The organism is Streptomyces sp. MS191 (assembly GCF_008042125.1).
GTDB lineage: Bacteria > Actinomycetota > Actinomycetes > Streptomycetales > Streptomycetaceae > Streptomyces.
The window spans coordinates 226,049-244,010 of the sequence record NZ_RDBI01000040.1; the positions used below are offsets into that span (position 1 = coordinate 226,049).

The window sequence follows — 17,962 nt, forward strand, 5'->3', positions numbered from 1 at the left end:
GGTGGGCCAGATCGGAGCGGTAGCCGGTGGGGCCGCCGTTGCGCATGACCTCACGCGTGATGGTCGAGGTGGGACGGTCGAGGCGCCTCGCGATCTCGGCGTAGGGGAGGCTGTCCGCCAGCCCCAGCGCGATCTGCTGACGTTCCTGCTGAGTGAGCCTGCCTCCCGGCATCGCGGTCTCCCTGGTGCTCGTTCGTGGTGTCGCCTGGCCCCACTATAGCGTTCACTTTCAATCCATTGCAATGATCGATGGCGTTGCGTTGCATTACTGACAGGACCGTTGCAACAGATTCCCTATCTTCACCTGCAATGATGCGGATTCTACGCAACGAGCTTGTTGCCAAGAGGTGGAAAGCAACGTAGCTTTTCCAATGTCAGAAACAACGAGCGAGCACAGGAGAGCACGATGCAGAAGTTCGACACCACCGCCCCGATCTCCGCCGTCCTGGACATCCCCGCCGGCCGCGTCCGCATCGTCGCCGACGACCGGGCCGACACCACCGTCGAGGTCCTGCCCGCCGACCCCTCCAAGAGCGCGGACGTCACGAGCGCCGAGCGGACGACCGTCGGCTACGCCGACGGAGTCCTGCGGATCCACACCCCGGAGTCCGAGAAGCGGCTCGTCGGCGCCACCGGATCCCTGGAGGTCACCCTCAAGCTGCCCGCCGGCTCCCACGTCGAGGCCAAGGCCGCCGCGGCCGAGCTCGACGGCGCCGGCCGCCTCGGCGACGTCGCCTTCGAGGGCGCGTACCGCCGGATCAGGATCGACGAGGCCGCGAGCGTCCGCCTCACCGCGGTCGACGGCGACGTCGAGGTCGGCCGGCTCGGAGGCTCCTCGGAGATCACCACCGCGCGGGGCGACATCCGGATCGCCGAGGCCGTCGGCGGCACGGTCGTGCTCCGCACCGAGTCCGGCGACATCTCGGTGGCCGCCGCCGCGGGTGTGTCGGCCGCGCTGGACGCCGGCACCGGCTACGGCAGGGTCGCCAACGCCCTCAAAAGCGACGGCACCGCAGCGCTCGACATCCGCGCGACGACCTCGCACGGCGACATCACCGCGCGCAGCCTCTGAGGACGGTCCCGGCGGGGCCCGCGCGACCGGGAAACCGTCGGTCGTCGCGAGAGCCCCGGCGGTCCGTGCGCCGACGCCCCGGGCCCAGCCGGGCCGGGGCACTCCGGTGTCAGCCGGTCAGCACCTCGGCCTCGGACGGCACACCGTCCGCGGTCGACGGCCCTGCCGGCGCCCCCTCTGGTCGCCGGGCGGAGCGCTCCGGGCGCTGGACACCCACGGGCCGCACCGCGACCAGCGGATCCCCGCGGTGCGCGGGGTCGCGGACCTCGCCCACCAGCATCTCCAGGACGTCCTCCAGGGCCACCAGGCCGAGCACCCGGCCCGAGGCGTCGACCACCCGGGCGAGGTGGGTGGCGGCGCGGCGCATCACCGTCAGGGCGTCGTCGAGCGGCAGCTCGGCCCGCACGGTCGCCATCGGGCGCCAGACGTGCTGGGGCACCGCCCGCTCCCGGTCCTCCAGGTCGAGGACGTCCTTGACGTGCACGAAGCCCATGTAGCCGGCGCGTCCGCCGGCGCACACCGGGAAGCGCGAGTAGCCCGTGCGGACGGTGAGCTCCTCGATCTCCCGCGGGGTGACGGACGGCGTGACCGTGACCAGCTCCGCCGGGGCGATCAGGACGTCGGTCACCGGGCGGCTGCCCAGTTCCAGCGCGTCCTCCAGCCGCTCCTGCTCCATCGGGTCGATCAGTCCGGCCTGGCCCGCGTCCTCGACCAGACGCCCGAGCTGGGCGCTGGTGAACACCGCCTCCACCTCGTCCTTCGGCTCGACCTTGAAGGCGCGCAGCACCAGACGGGCGCAGGCGCCCAGGGCGGCGGTCACCGGCCGGCACAGCCGGGCGAAGCCCACGAGCCCCGGCCCCAGCCACAGCGCGGTCCGCTCCGGGGCCGCCATCGCCAGGTTCTTCGGCACCATCTCGCCGATGACGAGGTGCAGGAAGACCACCGCCGCGAGCGCGACGACGTACCCGAGCGGATGGATCAGGCCGTCCGGCACGCGCAGCGCGTGGAAGACGGGTTCGAGGAGCCGGGCCACGGTCGGCTCGGCCACCGCGCCCAGGGTCAGCGAGCAGACGGTGATGCCGAACTGGGCCGCCGCCATCATCTGCGGCAGGTTCTCCAGACCGTGCAGCACCTGGCGGGCCCGCTTCCCCCCGAGGGGTTCGATCTGGCTGCGGCGTACGGAGACGAGAGCGAACTCGGCGCCCACGAAGAAGCCGTTGGCGACCACCAGCAGGGCCGCGAACAGCAGTTGGAGCAGGCTCATCGCACCGCCTCCGGCACGAGGGGCCGGTCGGCCGTCCGGACGATCCGCACCCGCTCGGCTCGGAACCGGTCGACCTGCCGCACCGACAGCCGCCAGCCGGGGAGTTCGGCCCGGTCCCCGGGGGCGGGGATCCGGCCCAGGAGGTCGGCGACGAGCCCGGCGACCGTCTCGTACGGGCCGTCGGGCACGTCGAGCCCTATCCGGTGCAGGGTGTGCACCCGGCAGGAGCCGTCCGCCTCCCAGGCGGGGTTGCCGTCCTCGCCGGCGGCCACGACGGCCAGTTCCGGCCGCGCGTCGGCGGCGGTGTCGTGCTCGTCGCGGACCTCGCCGACGAGCTCCTCGACGATGTCCTCCAGGGTGACGACCCCGGCCGTGCCGCCGTACTCGTCGACGACGACGGCGATCGGCTGCTCCCGCCGCAGCCGCTCCAGGAGCGCCTGGGCCGGCAGGGTCTCGGGCACCAGCAGCGGGGCGACGGCGATCCGGCCGACGGGGGTGCGCAGCCGCTCGTGCGGGGGCACGGCGAGCGCGTCCTTGAGGTGGACCATGCCGACGATCTCGTCGATGCGCTCGCGGTAGACCGGGAAGCGGGAGAGTCCGGTGGCGCGGGTGAGGTTGACGACGTCGGCCGCGGTGGCGTCCGACTGCAGCGCGCTGACCTTCACGCGCGGGGTCATCACGTGCTGGGCGGTGAGTCCGCCCAGCGTGAGCGTCCGGACGAACAGGTCCGCGGTGTCCTGTTCGAGGGCGCCGGCCAGCGCCGAGTGGCGGGCGAGGGAGACCAGCTCGCCGGGGGTGCGTACGGAGTCGAGCTCCTCCGCGGGCTCCACGCCGAGGAGCCGGACGAGCCGGTTGGCGACCCTGTTGAGCAGCGCGATCACCGGCCGGAAGACGGCGGAGAAGACGTGCTGCGGGCCGGCCACGAAGCGGGCCACCTGGAGCGGCCGGGAGACCGCCCAGTTCTTGGGGACGAGCTCGCCGATCACCATCTGGACGGCGGAGGCGAGCAGCATGCCGATCACCACCGAGATCCCGGAGACGGCGCCCTCGGGCAGCCCGGTGGCGGTCAGGGGGCCGTCGAGGAGGCCGGCCAGCGCGGGCTCGGCGAGCATGCCGACGACGAGGGAGGTGATCGTGATGCCCAGCTGGGTGCCGGAGAGCTGGAAGGACAGCTCGCGCAGCGCCTTGACCACCGTACGGGCTCGTCGGTCGCCGTCGGCGGCGGCCCGCTCGGCCTCGGCTCGCTCGACGGTGACGAGGCCGAACTCGGCGGCCACGAAGAAGCCGTTGGCCAGGATCAGGAGGAGGGCTGCGGCGAGCAGCAGAAGAGGGATGATCATGCCGCCGCCTCCGTGGAGGGGGCGGCGCAGGTACTACCGGACGATCCGTCCATTGCCGGAGGGAGTCACTCCTCGGGTCGCAGGGTGGCCTCGCGGGCCGCGGCAGCGGCCCTGCACGTGCGAGGCGGTGGCGCCGCTCGGCACCACCGCCTCCAGAGTAGTCACGCCGACCGCCGCCTGGGCAGGGGGTCGGCCCCGTATGGGGGACTCAGCGCGCGTCGGGCCCGGTGCCGTGGCTGTCGGCCAGGGCGCGCAGCGCCCGGGCGTCGCGGATGGCCTGCTCCTTGGCGATGCCCGGCTGGATGCCGAGGGCAGGCATGCTGGTGCCGTCGCTCAGGTCCAGGAAGACCCAGGGGTCGCCGGGCCGGAGGTTGACCCGCAGGATCTCGGCCCAGGCCAGCCGGCGGGTCCGGGTGATGTTGACGACCGTGACGCCGTCGTCGTCGGCGACGACCTTGGGGCGGCTCAGCATCGCGAGGACCCCGAGGAACAGCGCCGCGGTGAGGATGAAGCTGGCCCGCTCGCCCGGCCCGAGCTTCTCCAGCATCAGCGCCACGGCGGTGATGACGGCGAACATCGCCGCGCCGACGGTCAGCAGGACCGCCCGGGTGCGGCCCGGCCGGAAGGTGACCGGGAGGGCGGGCAGGGTGGGGTCGGACATCGCTCGGTTCCTTCGCGCCGTGTTGCCTGGGGTCTGCCTGCGGCGCCCGTCAGAGGCGGCAGGCGTGGATGGCGGTCGTCAGGATGGCCCGGGCCCCGAGCTCGTACAGGTCGTCCATGATCCGCTGCGCCTCCTTGGCCGGGACCATGGCACGCACGGCGACCCAGCCCTCGTTGTGCAGGGGCGAGATCGTGGGCGACTCCAGGCCCGGGGTGAGGGCGACCGCCTGCTCCAGGTGCTCGGCGCGGCAGTCGTAGTCCATCATCACGTACGAGCGGGCGACCAGGACGCCCTGCAGGCGGCGCAGGAACTGCTGCACCTGCGGGTGGTCCTCGTCGGCGCCCTCGCGGCGGATGACGACGGCCTCGGACCGGAGGATCGGCTCGCCGATGACCTCCAGGCCCGCGTTGCGCAGCGAGGTGCCCGTCTCGACGACGTCCGCGATGATCTGGGCGACGCCCAGCTGGATCGCGGTCTCGACGGCGCCGTCGAGGTGGACGACGGAGGCGTCGATCCCCTGGTCGGCGAGGTGCTTGGCGACGATGCCCTCGTAGGAGGTGGCGATCGTCATCCCGCCGAAGTCCTCCGGGCCCTGGGCGGTGCCGGGCCGGGTGGCGTAGCGGAAGGTGGAGCGGCCGAAGTTCAGCGGGAGGATCTCGGCCGCGTTCGCGCCGGAGTCCAGGAGCAGGTCGCGGCCGGTGATGCCGATGTCGAGCTTGCCGGAGGCGACGTAGATCGCGATGTCCTTCGGCCGGAGGTAGAAGAACTCGACCTCGTTCTCCGGGTCGATGACGACGAGCTCCTTGGACTCCTTGCGCTGGCGGTAGCCGGCCTCATGGAGCATGGCCGACGCAGGTCCGGAGAGGGAACCCTTGTTGGGGACGGCGATGCGCAGCATGAGGTGGGCTTCCTTTTCTGGGAGTTGCCTGGAAGTGGTGCGGTGGGCGTCGGGGCCGGCCCCGTCAGAGGTGGGCGTAGACGTCGTCGAGCGAGATCCCGCGGGCGACCATCATCACCTGGACGTGGTACAGCAGCTGCGAGATCTCCTCGGCGGCGGCTTCCTTGCCCTCGTACTCGGCGGCCATCCAGACCTCGGCGGCCTCCTCGACGACCTTCTTGCCGATGGCATGGACTCCCTTGTCCACCAGTTCCGCGGTGCGGGAGGTGGCCGGGTCGCCGTTCTCGGCCTTGTGCTTGAGCTCGGCGAAGAGCTCTTCGAAGGTTTTGTTCGCCATGATGGTCCTAAGGGTACGGGGTGCTACCGAGCGGGCGCGCAGTGCCTCCGTCGGGTGGTGGCGGGGCTCAGCGCCAGGGTTCGCTGACCGTGCGCAGCGTCGTCGCGGTGGCGACGGCGGCGGTGACGGCCTCGTGGCCCTTGTCCTCGTTGGAACCCTCGAGGCCGGCCCGGTCCAGGGCCTGCTCCTCGGTGTCGCAGGTCAGGACGCCGAAGCCGACGGGTACGCCGGTGTCGATCGAGACCTGGGTGAGGCCGTTGGTCACGCCCTGGCACACGTACTCGAAGTGCGGGGTTCCGCCACGGATGACGACGCCGAGCGCGACGATGGCATCGTAGCCGCGACCGGCGAGTACCTTCGCCACCACGGGCAGCTCGAAGCTGCCGGGGACGCGCAGCAGGGTCGGCTCGTCGATGCCGAGCTCGCTCAGGGCGCGCAGGGCGCCGTCGACGAGGCCGTCCATGATCTTCTCGTGCCACTGCGCCGCGATGACCGCGACCCGAAGGTCGCTGCAGTTCTTCACGCTGAGGACGGGTGCGCCCTTGCCGCTCATGTCTCTCCCTGCTCGGTTTCTCTGTGCCTGGTGTGCTGTTCGGTGGTACTGCGCGCGGAGTGCTCTCCGCGGGTGGGGCGGGGTGGCTACTGGTTGCCGCAGGTGGACGCCGGGCCGGCCTCCAGCCAGGGCAGGTCGTGCCCCATCCGGTCCCGCTTGGTGCGCAGGTACCGGAGGTTGTGCTCGCCCGCCTGGACCGGCATGGGCTCGCGGCCCTCGACGTTCAGGCCGTACCGGGTGAGGGCGGCGATCTTGTCGGGGTTGTTGGTCATCAGCCGGAGGCTGCGGACACCGAGGTCGCCGAGGATCTGCGCACCGGCCGCGTAGTCGCGGGCGTCGGCGGGCAGGCCCAGCTCCAGGTTGGCGTCGAGGGTGTCGCGGCCCCGCTCCTGGAGCTCGTAGGCCCGCAGCTTGGAGAGCAGGCCGATGCCGCGGCCCTCGTGACCGCGCAGGTAGACGACGACTCCACGGCCGGCCTCGGTGATCCGGTTCATGGAGGCCTCCAGCTGGGGGCCGCAGTCGCAGCGCAGCGAGTGGAAGATGTCGCCGGTCAGGCACTCGGAGTGGACCCGGACCAGGACGTCCTCGCCCTCGCCGATCTCGCCGTGGACGAGGGCGACGTGCTCGACGCCGTCGACGGTGGAGCGGTAGCCGTACGCGGTGAACTCGCCGTGCGCGGTGGGCAGCTGGACCTCGGCCTCGCGGCGGACCGTCGGCTCGGAGGAGCGGCGGTAGGCGACGAGGTCCTCGATCGAGATGATCGTCAGGCCGTGCTTGCGGGCGAACGGGACCAGTTCGGGCAGGCGCAGCATGACGCCGTCCTCGCCGGCGATCTCGACGATGGCGCCGGCCGGGCGCAGGCCCGCGAGCCGGGCGAGGTCGACCGCGGCCTCGGTGTGGCCGTTGCGGGCCAGGACGCCGCCGGGCTTGGCGCGCAGCGGGAAGATGTGGCCGGGCCGGACGAAGTCGGACGCCTCGTGGGTGCCGCTCGCCAGCATGCGCAGGGTGGTGGCGCGGTCGGCGGCGGAGATGCCGGTGGTGACGCCGTGGGCGGTGGACGCGTCGACGGAGACGGTGAAGGCCGTGCGCATCGACTCGGTGTTGTGCGCGACCATCTGCGGGAGCTCGAGGCGCTCCAGCTCGTCGCCCTCCATGGGGGCGCAGATCAGGCCGCGGCACTCGCTCATCATGAAGGCGACGACCTCGGGGGTGGCCTTCTCGGCCGCGATGACGAGGTCGCCCTCGTTCTCGCGGTCCTCGTCGTCGACGACGACGACGGGGCGGCCCGCGGCGATGTCGCGGATGGCCTGCTCGACGGGGTCCAGGGACAGGTCGGTGGCGTCCCAGAGCGGAAGCGCGCTCATGCCGTGGCTCCTTCCAGAGCGGAGGCCGTGCGCGTCCGGAGCCACCAGTCGCGCATGCCCCAGATGACGAGGGCGAAGTAGATGACGTAGACCAGGCCGGAGAAGGCCAGGCCGCTGTTGAAGGCGAGGGGTACGCCGACCAGGTCGACCAGGAGCCAGGCGAACCAGAACTCGACCAGGCCGCGGGCCTGGGCGACCATCGCGACGAGGGTGCCGACGAAGATGTACGCGTCGGCCCAGGGGCTCCAGGAGAGCGACGGGTAGAGCGTGAACAGGCCGCCGACGGCGAGGGTGCCGAGGGCCGCTCCGGCCAGGAGCAGTCCGCGCTCCTTCCAGGTGGCGAAGCGGACGGCGATGGAGCCGTCCTGGGCCTGCTGCCGGCCACGGTTCCACTGCCACCAGCCCCAGGCGGCGACGCCGATGACCAGGAGCTGCTTGCCGACGCCGCCGCTGAGGTGGGCGGAGGCGTAGGCGCCGACCAGGATCACGCCGGAGAGCAGCTGGGCGGGCCAGGTGAGGATGGAGCGGCGCCAGCCGAGCGCGAGGGCGATCAGACCGATCGTGTTGCCGATCATGTCGGACCAGAGGATGTGCTGGTCGAGGACGGTGAACGCCTCGGAGTTGAGCCAGTTCACTTGACGTTCTCCCGTGCGTTCGGGCCGAGCAGCCGCTCGACGTACTTGGCGATGACGTCGACCTCGAGGTTGACCGGGTCACCGCTCCGCTTGATGCCGAGCGTGGTCAGGGCGAGGGTCGTGGGGATGAGGCTGATGCTGAACCAGTCGTCCGCGGCCTCGACGACGGTGAGGCTGACGCCGTCGACGGTGATCGAGCCCTTCTCGACGACGTAGCGGGAGAGGTGCGCGGGCAGGGCGATCCTGACGATCTCCCAGTTCTCCGACGGGGTCCGGTCGAGGATCGAGCCGGTGCCGTCGACGTGGCCCTGGACGATGTGCCCGCCGAGGCGGTCGCCGACGGCCATCGGTCGCTCCAGGTTGACCCGGGAGCCGACCTCGAGGGCGCCGAGCGAGGAACGCAGCAGCGTCTCGGCCATCACGTCGGCGGTGAACTCGCCGTCACCGAACTCGACGACCGTGAGACAGACACCGTTGACGGCGATGGAGTCGCCGTGCTTGGCGCCTTCCGTGACCAGGGGGCCGCGCAGGCGGAAGCGGGAGGCGTCCGCCAGCCGCTCGACGGCGGTGACCTCACCCAGTTCTTCGACGATTCCGGTGAACACGCTCAGCGCTCCTTGGCAATGGCAGGGGTGACGGGGGTGGCGGTGATCCGCAGGTCGGGTCCGATGCGCACGGTCTCGGTCACGTCGAGCCGCAACGCGTCGGCGAGGGTGGTGATTCCGGCGTCGGCGAGGGCGTTGGGGCCGGCGCCGAGCAGGACCGGGGCGAGGTAGCCGACGACCTTGTCGACGGCTCCCGCGGCGACGAAGGCGGCGGCGAGGGTCGGGCCGCCTTCGAGGAGTACGGAGCGGACGCCGCGGTCGTGGAGGGCGGCGAGCAGGGCGGGCACGGACAGGCCGCGGTCGGCCCGGGGCAGCCGCACCACGTCGGTCAGCGAGGTGTCGGCGTCCTCGGCGATCGCGATCAGGGTGGGGGCGGCGTCGTCGAGGATCCGGGCGCCGGGCCGTACGGCGCGCGCCTCGGTGTCGACGACGACCCGCAGGGGCTGGACGGCGCCCTCGACGTCGCGCACGGCCAGATGGGGGTCGTCCGCGCGGGCGGTGCCGGAGCCGACCACGACGGCGTCGGCCTCGGCGCGCAGCCGGTGGACGTCGGCGCGGGACTCGGCGGAGGAGATCCAGCGGGAGGTGCCGTCGGAGGCGGCGATCCGGCCGTCGAGGGTGGCGGCGTACTTCCACAGGACGTACGGCCGACCGCGGCGGACGGAGGTGAGCCAGGCGATGTTGCCCGCCTCGGCCTCGGCCTCCAGCAGGCCCCCGACGACCTCGACGCCGGCCGCGCGCAGGGTGTCCGCACCACCCGTGGCCTGCGGGTTCGGGTCGGCGACCGCGTACACGACGCGTTCGATCCCGGCGTCGATCAGGGCCTGGGCGCAGGGGCCGGTGCGGCCCGTGTGGTTGCAGGGTTCGAGGGTGACGTACGCGGTGCCGCCGCGGGCCAGGAAACCGGCCGCGCGCAGGGCGTGGACCTCGGCGTGGGGTCCGCCGGCGCGCTGGTGGTAGCCCTCGCCGACCTGGTGTCCGGAGGCGTCGAGGATGACGCAGCCGACGACCGGGTTGGGGCTGGTGGAGCCGAGTCCGCGGGCGGCGAGCGCGACGGCTCGGCGCATGGCGTTCACTTCGGCCTGCTCGGCCACCGGGTCCTCCTGCCTCTTCGGGCACGGACTCCGGGGCCTGTCGATGACGACAGAGAGCGGGTGGGACACCTCGTACCGGGACGCCGAGGGCGCGTACACCGATCGTCGCGATCGCCGGCGAGACCGGCTGCCGACCGGAGGATCCGGCCGTCGCGACCAGCGGAATACGGCCGACGGCCCCGTGAGGGGTCGCCCGCCGCGCACTGCCTCCCATCCGGACTTTCACCGTCGGTCCAGGAATCTCACCTGGTCAACCGGCCGCTGGCTGCGGACGGGTCGCGGACTATACCGCCGGTTCGGAATTACACCGACCCCGGAGTGCGCTGCTGCTGATACAGGGCCAGTGTGCCACGGACGATCGTCGGCCATGCGGGTGAGGCCTTGTGGCCTGGCTCACAGCATGCGGTGCGCACCCCACATCCGGTTCAAATGGTCCAGACCTATTGACGCACTGGTCTAGTCCTCTTAATCTCCGTGTCACCTCCGAGGTACGGCCCGCCGGTGTGCGCACTCCACGGGCCCAACACGACCCACCCCCTTGTTCGTTGTGTTCGGCCCACGCCCCCTACGCCCTGGGGGTGTGGTGGTACCCCCATTCAGGAGGAAACCGATCGTGTTGTCCCCCACGAAGGCGAGAGCCTCGCTGCTCGCGTCCGGCGCGGCCGTCGCCGGGCTGCTGATCAGCTCGCTCTCCGGCGGCGTCTCGTACGCGGCCGACAACGAGTCCTGTCGCCCCGACGGGCTGTACAAGACCCCCGGCGTCGACGTGCCCTACTGCTCGGTCTACGACACCGAGGGCCGCGAGAAGATGGGCGCCGACCACCAGCGCCGGGTCATCGGCTACTTCACCGGCTGGCGCACCGGCAGGAACGGCGAGCCCGCCTACCTGGCCAACAACATCCCGTGGGACAAGATCACCCACATCAACTACGCCTTCGGCCACATCGGTTCCGACAACAAGATCTCCGTCGGCACGGACGGCCCGAACAACGCGGCCACCGGGATGACCTGGCCCGGTGTCGCCGGCGCGGAGATGGACCCGGCCTTCGCCTACAAGGGCCACTTCAACCTGCTGAACAAATTCAAGAAGCAGCACCCGAACGTCAAGACGCTGATCTCGGTCGGCGGCTGGGCGGAGACCGGCGGCTACTTCGACGACAACGGCGCCCGGGTGAACTCCGGCGGCTTCTACTCGATGGCCACCAACGCCGACGGTTCGGTCAACCAGGCCGGGATCGACACGTTCGCGGACTCGGCCGTCGCCTTCATCAAGAAGTACGGCTTCAACGGCGTCGACATCGACTACGAGTACCCGACGACGATGAAGGACGCGGGCAACCCGCTGGACTGGCAGCTGGCCAACGCCCGCCGCGCCGGCCTCGTGCAGAGCTACGCGGTGCTGATGAAGTCGCTGCGCGAGAAGCTCGACCGGGCCGGCGCCGCCGACGGCAGGCACTACCTGCTGACCGTCGCCGCGCCCTCCTCCGGCTACCTGCTGCGCGGCATGGAGACCTTCCAGATGCAGAAGTATCTGGACTACGTCAACATCATGTCCTACGACCTGCACGGCGCCTGGAACGAGTACGTCGGTCCGAACGCCTCGCTCTTCGACGACGGCAAGGACGGCGAGCTGGCCGCCGCGAACGTGTACGGCTCCTCGCAGTACGGCGGCATCGGCTACCTGAACACCGACTGGGCGTACCACTACTTCCGCGGCTCGATGCCGGCCGGCCGGATCAACATCGGCCTGCCGTACTACACCCGCGGCCACAAGAACGTGCAGGGCGGCACGGACGGCCTGTGGGGCAAGGCGACCGCGACCACCTGCCCGGCCGGCTCCGGTCTGACCAAGTGCGGTGACGGTGCCGTCGGCATCGACAACCTCTGGCACGACAAGGACACCAACGGCGTGGAGTCCCCCGCGGGCTCCAACCCGATGTGGCACGCCAAGAACCTCGAGAAGGGGATCGTCGGCGACTACGTCACCCAGTACGGCTTCCCCGCGAACACCACGCTGACCGGCACCTACGCCCGCAGGTACGACGCGACGCTGGTCGCGCCGTGGCTGTGGAACGCGCAGAAGAAGGTCTTCCTCTCCACGGAGGACGAGCAGTCGATCGCCGCGAAGGCCGACTACGTGGTGAACCGCGGCATCGGCGGCACCATGATCTGGGAGATGGCCGGCGACTACGCGTGGAACGCGACCAAGGGCCAGTACGAGATGGGCTCCACGCTCACCTCGCTGATGTACGACAAGTTCAAGGCGGCCACCCCGTACGGCGCGAAGAAGTCCAACGCGACCCTGCCGACGCAGGCCGTGAACGTGGGCGTGGAGTTCACCGAGTTCAAGCTCGGCGACTCCAACTACCCGATCACCCCGAAGATCAGGATCACCAACAACACGCAGACCGCGCTGCCCGGCGGCACGGAGTTCCAGTTCGACTACGCGACCTCGTCCCCGGGCAATGCCTCCGACCAGTCCGGCTTCGGCACGAAGGTCATCAGCAGCGACCACACGGGCAGCAACGTGGGCGGCCTGAAGGGCGACTTCCACCGGGTGTCCCTGAAGCTCCCGGCCTGGCAGTCGCTGGCCCCCGGCGCGACGGTGGACCTGGCGTTCAACTACTACCTGCCGGTCTCCACGCCGTCGAACTGGACGGTGACCGTCAACGGCACCGCCTACGCGCTCGCCGGTGACCTGGCGCGCGGCACGACGACGGTGGAGCCGGGCGGCTCGACGCCGACCCCGACGCCCACCGCGCCGACCACGCCTCCCACCACCCCGCCCACCACTCCGCCGACGACGCCGCCCACGACCCCGCCGACCGGCACCTGCACGGCTCCGGCGTACGTGGCCGGCACGGTCTACAACGGCGGCACCGAGGTCTCCCACAAGGGCCACAAGTGGAAGGCCCAGTGGTGGACCCAGAACGAGGAGCCGGGCACGACCGGCGACTGGGGTGTCTGGAAGGATCTGGGCGCCTGCTGACGCCGGCCGCCCCGGTGCGCCGGTGAACGGCCGGCGCACCGGGAACCCGGCCCGCTGAAGAACGCCCGGCGGCGGTTCTCACGGCCCTTGCCGCCGCCGGGTCCTCCCCCGCGTTCGCCGCGGCCCGCGTGTGCGGGCCGCGGCGAACGCGTTCACGCTGGAGGCATGACCACGATCCTGGTGACCGGCGGGACGGGCACGCTGGGCCGCCCCGTGTGCGAGCGGCTGCGGGCGGACGGGCACGAGGTGCGCGTCCTGAGCCGCCACTCCCCTCCGTACGCCGTCGACCTGCGGCGCGGCGGCCCCCTGGTGGACCGCGCGCTCGACGGCGTCGACACCGTCGTCCACTGCACGAACATCGTGAAGGGCGACGAGGAGGCGGCACGGCAGCTCATCCAGGCCGCGCACCGGACCGGCGGCGCACCGCACCTCGTGTACATCTCGATCGTCGGGGTCGACCGGGTGCCGCTGCGCTACTACCGCGCGAAGTACGCCGTGGAGCGGATGATCCAGCAGTCCGGACTCGGCTGGACCCTCCTGCGCACGACCCAGTTCCACGACCTGATCCTCCAGCTGCTCCAGGGCCTGGCCAAGCCGCCGGTGATGCTGCTGCCCAAGGGCGTACGGGACCAGCCGCTGGAGGTCACCGAGGCCGCGGCGCGCCTCGCGGAGCTCGCGGCCGGCGGTCCGCTCGGACGCGTGGCCGACATGGGCGGCCCGGAGATCCTGAGCCTCCCGGATCTGGCGGCCGCGTACCTGAAGGCGAGCGGCCGGACCCGGCGGACGGTGGAGGTGCCGCTGGCGGGCAAGGCGTACCGGGGGCTGCGGCACGGCGGCCACCTCGCCCCCGAGTCGGCGGTCGGCCGGGTGACGTTCGACGAGTTCCTGGCCGGGCGCTTCGGCGGCGGACCGGAGAGCACCGGCGCGGACAGGTCCTAAGGAACCTCCGGCCGTCCCCGGGGCGCGAGGCGGCCCTGCCCGGCGGCGCGGTCGTGGGCCGAGGGGCCGAAGAGTTCGTCCTGGGCCGCGTCGCGGGCCGCCAGGAGGGCGCCGCGCAGCACCGCCGTGTCACCCAGCGCGGTGGGCCGTACCTCGGTGCGCAGGGGCGAGAGCCGGGCCAGGCGCTCCTCCACCCGGGCCGCGAGCGCGGTGCCGCCGGCGTGGCCGGTCTCGCCGCCGAGGACCACGCAGCCCGGATCGAGCACCGAGACGACGGCCGCGGCGCCGACGGCGAGGCGGTCCGCCAGTTCGTCGAGGAAGGGGCCGTCGCCGGAGGCCAGGGCGGTACGGGGGTCGAGGCCGTGCCGTACGGCCAGCGCGTCGACCGCCGCCACGCAGGCCAGTTCGTGGAAGCCGCCGGCGCAGTCGTCGGCCGAGGGCAGTCCCGAGGTGCCCGGCACGGGCAGGAAGCCGATCTCGCCGGCGCCGCCGGAGGCTCCCCGCCGCAGCCGTCCGTCCAGGACGACGGCCGCGCCGACGCCCTGACCGAGCCAGAGCAGGACGAAGGTGTCGCGGTCGCGCACGGCTCCCACCCGCTGCTCGGCGACGGCCGCCAGGTTGGTCTCGTTCTCGACCAGGACGGTCGCCGGCAGCCGTTCCTGGAGGGCGGGCACCAGGCGCCGGTGCCAGGCCGGCAGCCCCGAGGAGTCGTTGAGCTGGCCGGTCTCCGGGTCGATGAGCCCGGGCGCGCCGATCCCGACGCTGTGCAGGGCCTCGATGCCGGCCTCCTTGGCCGTGCGTTCGAGGAGGGCGGCCGCCAGTTCCACGGCGGGGCCCGTCGCCGTGCCGTCCCCGACCGGCAGGGACGCCTCGCCGAGCGTGTTGCCCAGCAGGTCGGCCACCACGACGGAGACGGAACGGGTGCGCACGTCGAGGGCGGCGAGATGGGCGCGGTCGGCGGCGATCCCGTACAGCTTGGCGTTGGGGCCGCGCCGGGCGGCGCCGGACTCCCCCACGACGCGGACGAGTCCGGATCCCCGCAGCCGCTCGACGAGGTCCGCGACGGTGGGCCGGGACAGTCCGGTCAGGTCCTTCAGCTGAGTCGCCGTCAGCGGCCCCTCGTCCTGGAGCAGTCGCAGGGCGAGCCGGTCGTTGATGGCCCGGGCGGTGCTCGGGGATGCGGGCATGCCGGGATCCTCTCAGACTTTCGCGCGTCGGTTCCGTCGCCGAACTATTTATCAGGCAGGGTTCCTGATAGTTTACGGCGCACCACGACGAGGGAGGGCACATGGCGGGCGAGACCGAGTTCGGTACCGAGCGGCTGCGACGCGCGCGCTTCGCCGTCGCAGCCGTCTTCTGCGTCCACGGCGCGGTCACCGGCAGCTTCGCCACCCGGGTCCCGTGGATCCAGGACCACGCCGGCGTGAGCGCGGGACAACTGGGACTCGCCCTGGCGTTCCCCGCGATCGGCGCCTCGCTCGCGATGCCGCTGGCCGGCGCGATCAGCCACCGCTTCGGTGCCCGTACCGCCCTGCGCGGCCTGCTCGCCCTGTGGACCCTGTCCCTGACCCTGCCGTCCCTCGCCCCGAACATCTACGGCCTGTGCGCCGCACTCTTCGTCTACGGCGCGACCGCGGGCATGTCCGACGTGGCGATGAACGCCCTGGGCGTCGAGGTCGAGAACCGGCTGCGCAAGTCGATCATGTCGAGCCTGCACGGCATGTGGAGCGTGGGCGCCCTGCTCGGTTCCGCGGCCGGCACGGTGGCCGCGCACCTCGGCGCGGACGCCCGGCTCCACCACCTGGTCGGGGCGATCGTCCTGACCGCCCTCGGCCTCGTCTGCTGCCAGGGGGTCCTCGACCTGCAGAGCGCGCCGGACGAGGAGCCGCCCCCGCGCTTCTCCCTGCCTCCGAAGTCGGCCCTGATCATCGGGGCGATCGGCTTCTGCGGCGTCTTCGCCGAGGGCGCCAGCCTCGACTGGTCGGCGGTGTACCTGCGCGACGAGCTGGGTTCCTCGGCGGGCGTCGCCGCCGCCTCCACCACCGCGTTCGCGCTGACCATGGCCGTCGCCCGGCTGGTCGGCGACCGGGTCGTGGACCGCTTCGGCGCCGTACGGACCGTGCGCGTCGGCGGCGCGGCGGCGACCGCCGGCGGACTGCTCGTGGTCTTCGCCCCGCACCCGGCCGTCGCGATGGCCGGCTTCGGGCTCATCGGCCTCGGGGTGGCGGTCGTCGTCCCGCTCGCCTTCGCGGCGGCGGGGCGCAGCGGCCCCAACCCGAGCCAGGCCATCGCGGGCGTCGCCACCATCACGTACACCTCGGGGCTGATCGCCCCCTCCGCGATCGGGGGCATCGCCGACGCGACCTCGCTGATGGCCTCCTTCGGCCTGGTCACCCTGCTGACCTTCGGCCTGGTGGTCGGAGCCGGGGTGCTGCGCCAGGCGTCCCGCCCCGCGTCCGGCGCCGACGTGCCGGCCGACGGCGGCCCGGCCACGGTCGGTACCCCCGTCACGGAGGGCGGCGCGAGCCGGGCGACCCGCTCGGGCCAGGCGTCGTAGGTCCCGTCCGGAGGCGACGCCGCCCGGCTCCCGGGACGCAGTGCGCCGGAACCCCGCTGACCAGCGGCGCACTACCATGTGGCTGATCATTTGCGGCCACGACACGGCCACCGGAACCGGAGAACTGGAGCCACCCCATGAACCTCGGCGTGCGCTGGACCCTGCACGGCGACGGGCGAACACCCGCTCCGGGCGCCGTCGTCCGGCCTGACGAGCGCCTCTCCTGGCCCCGTACGGCCGGCCTCGGGGCCCAGCACGTGGTCGCGATGTTCGGGGCGTCCTTCGTCGCCCCGGTCCTGATGGGGCTCGACCCCAACCTCGCGATCATGATGTCCGGCGTCGCCACGGTGATCTTCCTCCTCGCGACCCGGGGCACGGTCCCCAGCTACCTGGGCTGCTCGCTGTCGTTCGTCGGTGTCGCCGCGGCCATCCGCGCCTCCGGCGGCACGAGCGCGACGGTCACGGGCGCGGTGTTCGTGGTCGGCGGGGCGCTCTTCCTGGCCGGTCTGGCCGTACGGAAGTTCGGCGCCCGGATCATCCACGCGGCGATGCCGCCGATCGTGACCGGCGCCGTCGTCATGCTGATCGGCTTCAACCTCGCGCCGGTGACCGCCTCGACGTACTGGCCGCAGGACCAGTGGACCGCCCTGCTGGTGATGCTGTTCACCGGTCTGGCCGTCGTCTGCCTGCGGGGCTTCTGGTCCCGCATCGCCATCTTCCTCGGCCTGGTCTTCGGTTACGCGGTCTCCTGGATCTTCGACCTGGTCTTCGGCAAGATCCACTCGATGTCCGCGAGCGGCCAGGTCACCGACCACTGGCGGCTCGACCTCTCCGGTGTCTCGCAGGCCGACTGGATCGGCCTGCCGTCGTTCCACGCGCCCAGCTTCGAGTGGTCGGCGATCCTGGTCGCGCTGCCCGTGGTGATCGCGCTGATCGCGGAGAACGCCGGTCACGTCAAGGCGGTCGGCGAGATGACCGGCGACCCGCTCGACGGCAAGCTCGGCACCGCCATCGCCGCGGACGGCGCCGCCTCCATGCTCTCCACCGCGGTGGGCGGCCCGCCGAACACCACGTACTCCGAGAACATCGGCGTCATGGCGGCCACCCGGGTCTACTCCACGGCCGCCTACTGGGCCGCGGCCGGCTTCGCGCTGCTGTTCGGTATCTGCCCGAAGTTCGGAGCGGTCGTGGCCGCGATCCCCGGCGGTGTCCTCGGCGGCATCACCGTGATCCTCTACGGCATGATCGGCCTGCTCGGCGCCCAGATCTGGACCAACGCGGGGGTGGACCTGCGCAACCCGCTGAACCTCGTACCGGCCGCGGCGGGCATCATCATCGGCGTCGGCGGCGTGAAGCTGACCTTCACCGACACCTTCGAGCTCGGCGGCATCGCGCTCGGCACGATCGTGGTGATCACGGGCTACCACGTCCTGCGGGCCTTCGCCCCGGCGCACCTCAAGCAGCAGGAACCGCTGCTGGACGCCGGCACCAGCTCGTACGAGGGCGGCGGCGAGGACGCGGGCAGGCCGTAGGGGGTCAATGGCCGGGCCCCGTCCACGCCGGACCCGGCGCGGACGGGGCCCGGCCTCCGTTCGCCCGTCCCGTTCGCCCGTTCCGGTCAAGCCCGGCCCGGATTGTTCCCCCGCGGGCCCGG

At 72.3% G+C, this 17,962-nt stretch carries 17 protein-coding genes and 1 riboswitch; of the genes, 5 read left to right on the top strand and 12 right to left on the bottom strand.

The genetic code is table 11. The annotated features are described in order from the left end of the window. Positions 1-172, bottom strand: a 172-nt coding sequence (locus EAO71_RS07870) for a helix-turn-helix domain-containing protein (protein WP_147979169.1), incomplete at its 3' end; no start/stop codon positions are given. A gap of 234 nt (positions 173-406) precedes the next feature. Here EAO71_RS07870 and EAO71_RS07875 point away from each other — a divergent pair. After that, complete coding sequence (locus EAO71_RS07875; protein ID WP_147977055.1) at positions 407-1,072, top strand: DUF4097 family beta strand repeat-containing protein; 666 nt, start codon at positions 407-409, stop codon at positions 1,070-1,072. Between the two features lie 109 nt (positions 1,073-1,181). Here the strand turns inward: EAO71_RS07875 and EAO71_RS07880 are convergent, their stop codons facing one another. The 10 genes from EAO71_RS07880 to ribD all read right to left on the bottom strand — a co-directional run bounded on the left by EAO71_RS07880 (position 1,182) and on the right by ribD (position 9,796). Then, positions 1,182-2,336: a hemolysin family protein gene (locus EAO71_RS07880; protein ID WP_147977056.1), complete on the bottom strand. Its 1,155-nt coding sequence runs from the start codon at positions 2,334-2,336 to the stop codon at positions 1,182-1,184. Further along, positions 2,333-3,676, bottom strand: coding sequence for a hemolysin family protein (locus EAO71_RS07885; RefSeq protein WP_147977057.1), 1,344 nt, complete (start codon positions 3,674-3,676; stop codon positions 2,333-2,335). The genes EAO71_RS07880 and EAO71_RS07885 overlap by 4 nt, the downstream gene beginning before the upstream one ends. Positions 3,677-3,884: 208 nt before the next feature. Continuing rightward, positions 3,885-4,337, bottom strand: coding sequence for a PH domain-containing protein (locus tag EAO71_RS07890; protein ID WP_147977058.1), 453 nt, complete (start codon positions 4,335-4,337; stop codon positions 3,885-3,887). A gap of 49 nt (positions 4,338-4,386) precedes the next feature. After that, positions 4,387-5,235: an ATP phosphoribosyltransferase gene (gene hisG, locus EAO71_RS07895; RefSeq protein ID WP_147977059.1), complete on the bottom strand. Its 849-nt coding sequence runs from the start codon at positions 5,233-5,235 to the stop codon at positions 4,387-4,389. 64 nt (positions 5,236-5,299) lie between these two features. Beyond that, the gene (locus EAO71_RS07900; RefSeq protein WP_147977060.1) at positions 5,300-5,572 is read right to left on the bottom strand and encodes a phosphoribosyl-ATP diphosphatase; all 273 of its coding nucleotides are present in this window, start codon (positions 5,570-5,572) and stop codon (positions 5,300-5,302) included. Positions 5,573-5,639: 67 nt separating this feature from the next. After that, positions 5,640-6,125 (bottom strand): 6,7-dimethyl-8-ribityllumazine synthase, encoded by a 486-nt coding sequence (gene ribH, locus EAO71_RS07905; RefSeq protein WP_147977061.1) that lies wholly within the window; start codon positions 6,123-6,125, stop codon positions 5,640-5,642. 86 nt (positions 6,126-6,211) lie between these two features. Continuing rightward, complete coding sequence (locus EAO71_RS07910) at positions 6,212-7,489, bottom strand: bifunctional 3,4-dihydroxy-2-butanone-4-phosphate synthase/GTP cyclohydrolase II (RefSeq protein ID WP_147977062.1); 1,278 nt, start codon at positions 7,487-7,489, stop codon at positions 6,212-6,214. Then, positions 7,486-8,064 (bottom strand): nicotinamide mononucleotide transporter family protein, encoded by a 579-nt coding sequence (locus tag EAO71_RS07915; protein WP_261992216.1) that lies wholly within the window; start codon positions 8,062-8,064, stop codon positions 7,486-7,488. The genes EAO71_RS07910 and EAO71_RS07915 overlap by 4 nt, the downstream gene beginning before the upstream one ends. 56 nt (positions 8,065-8,120) lie before the next feature. Then, the gene (locus EAO71_RS07920) at positions 8,121-8,729 is read right to left on the bottom strand and encodes a riboflavin synthase (protein ID WP_147977064.1); all 609 of its coding nucleotides are present in this window, start codon (positions 8,727-8,729) and stop codon (positions 8,121-8,123) included. A 2-nt stretch (positions 8,730-8,731) separates the two neighbouring features. Continuing rightward, positions 8,732-9,796, bottom strand: coding sequence for a bifunctional diaminohydroxyphosphoribosylaminopyrimidine deaminase/5-amino-6-(5-phosphoribosylamino)uracil reductase RibD (ribD, locus tag EAO71_RS07925; protein ID WP_410093981.1), 1,065 nt, complete (start codon positions 9,794-9,796; stop codon positions 8,732-8,734). A gap of 223 nt (positions 9,797-10,019) precedes the next feature. After that, positions 10,020-10,149: riboswitch (FMN riboswitch) on the bottom strand. 287 nt (positions 10,150-10,436) lie between these two features. On the opposite strand from ribD, the gene EAO71_RS07930 reads away from it, so the two are divergent. Together EAO71_RS07930 and EAO71_RS07935 are read left to right on the top strand one after the other, a co-directional pair. Further along, a complete protein-coding gene (locus EAO71_RS07930) occupies positions 10,437-12,812 on the top strand; it encodes a chitinase C-terminal domain-containing protein (protein WP_147977066.1) in 2,376 nt (791 codons plus the stop codon). 165 nt (positions 12,813-12,977) lie between these two features. After that, positions 12,978-13,751, top strand: a complete 774-nt coding sequence (locus EAO71_RS07935) for an SDR family oxidoreductase (RefSeq protein ID WP_147977067.1) — start codon at positions 12,978-12,980, stop codon at positions 13,749-13,751. Here EAO71_RS07935 and EAO71_RS07940 read toward each other — a convergent pair. Continuing rightward, a complete protein-coding gene (locus EAO71_RS07940) occupies positions 13,748-14,938 on the bottom strand; it encodes an ROK family transcriptional regulator (protein WP_147977068.1) in 1,191 nt (396 codons plus the stop codon). The two genes, EAO71_RS07935 and EAO71_RS07940, sit on opposite strands and share 4 nt — an antisense overlap. Before the next feature lie 101 nt (positions 14,939-15,039). On the opposite strand from EAO71_RS07940, the gene EAO71_RS07945 reads away from it, so the two are divergent. Continuing rightward, complete coding sequence (locus EAO71_RS07945) at positions 15,040-16,308, top strand: MFS transporter (protein WP_147977069.1); 1,269 nt, start codon at positions 15,040-15,042, stop codon at positions 16,306-16,308. A gap of 137 nt (positions 16,309-16,445) precedes the next feature. Further along, positions 16,446-17,840, top strand: a complete 1,395-nt coding sequence (locus EAO71_RS07950; protein ID WP_147977070.1) for a uracil-xanthine permease family protein — start codon at positions 16,446-16,448, stop codon at positions 17,838-17,840. The last annotated feature ends 122 nt before the right edge of the window (positions 17,841-17,962 follow it).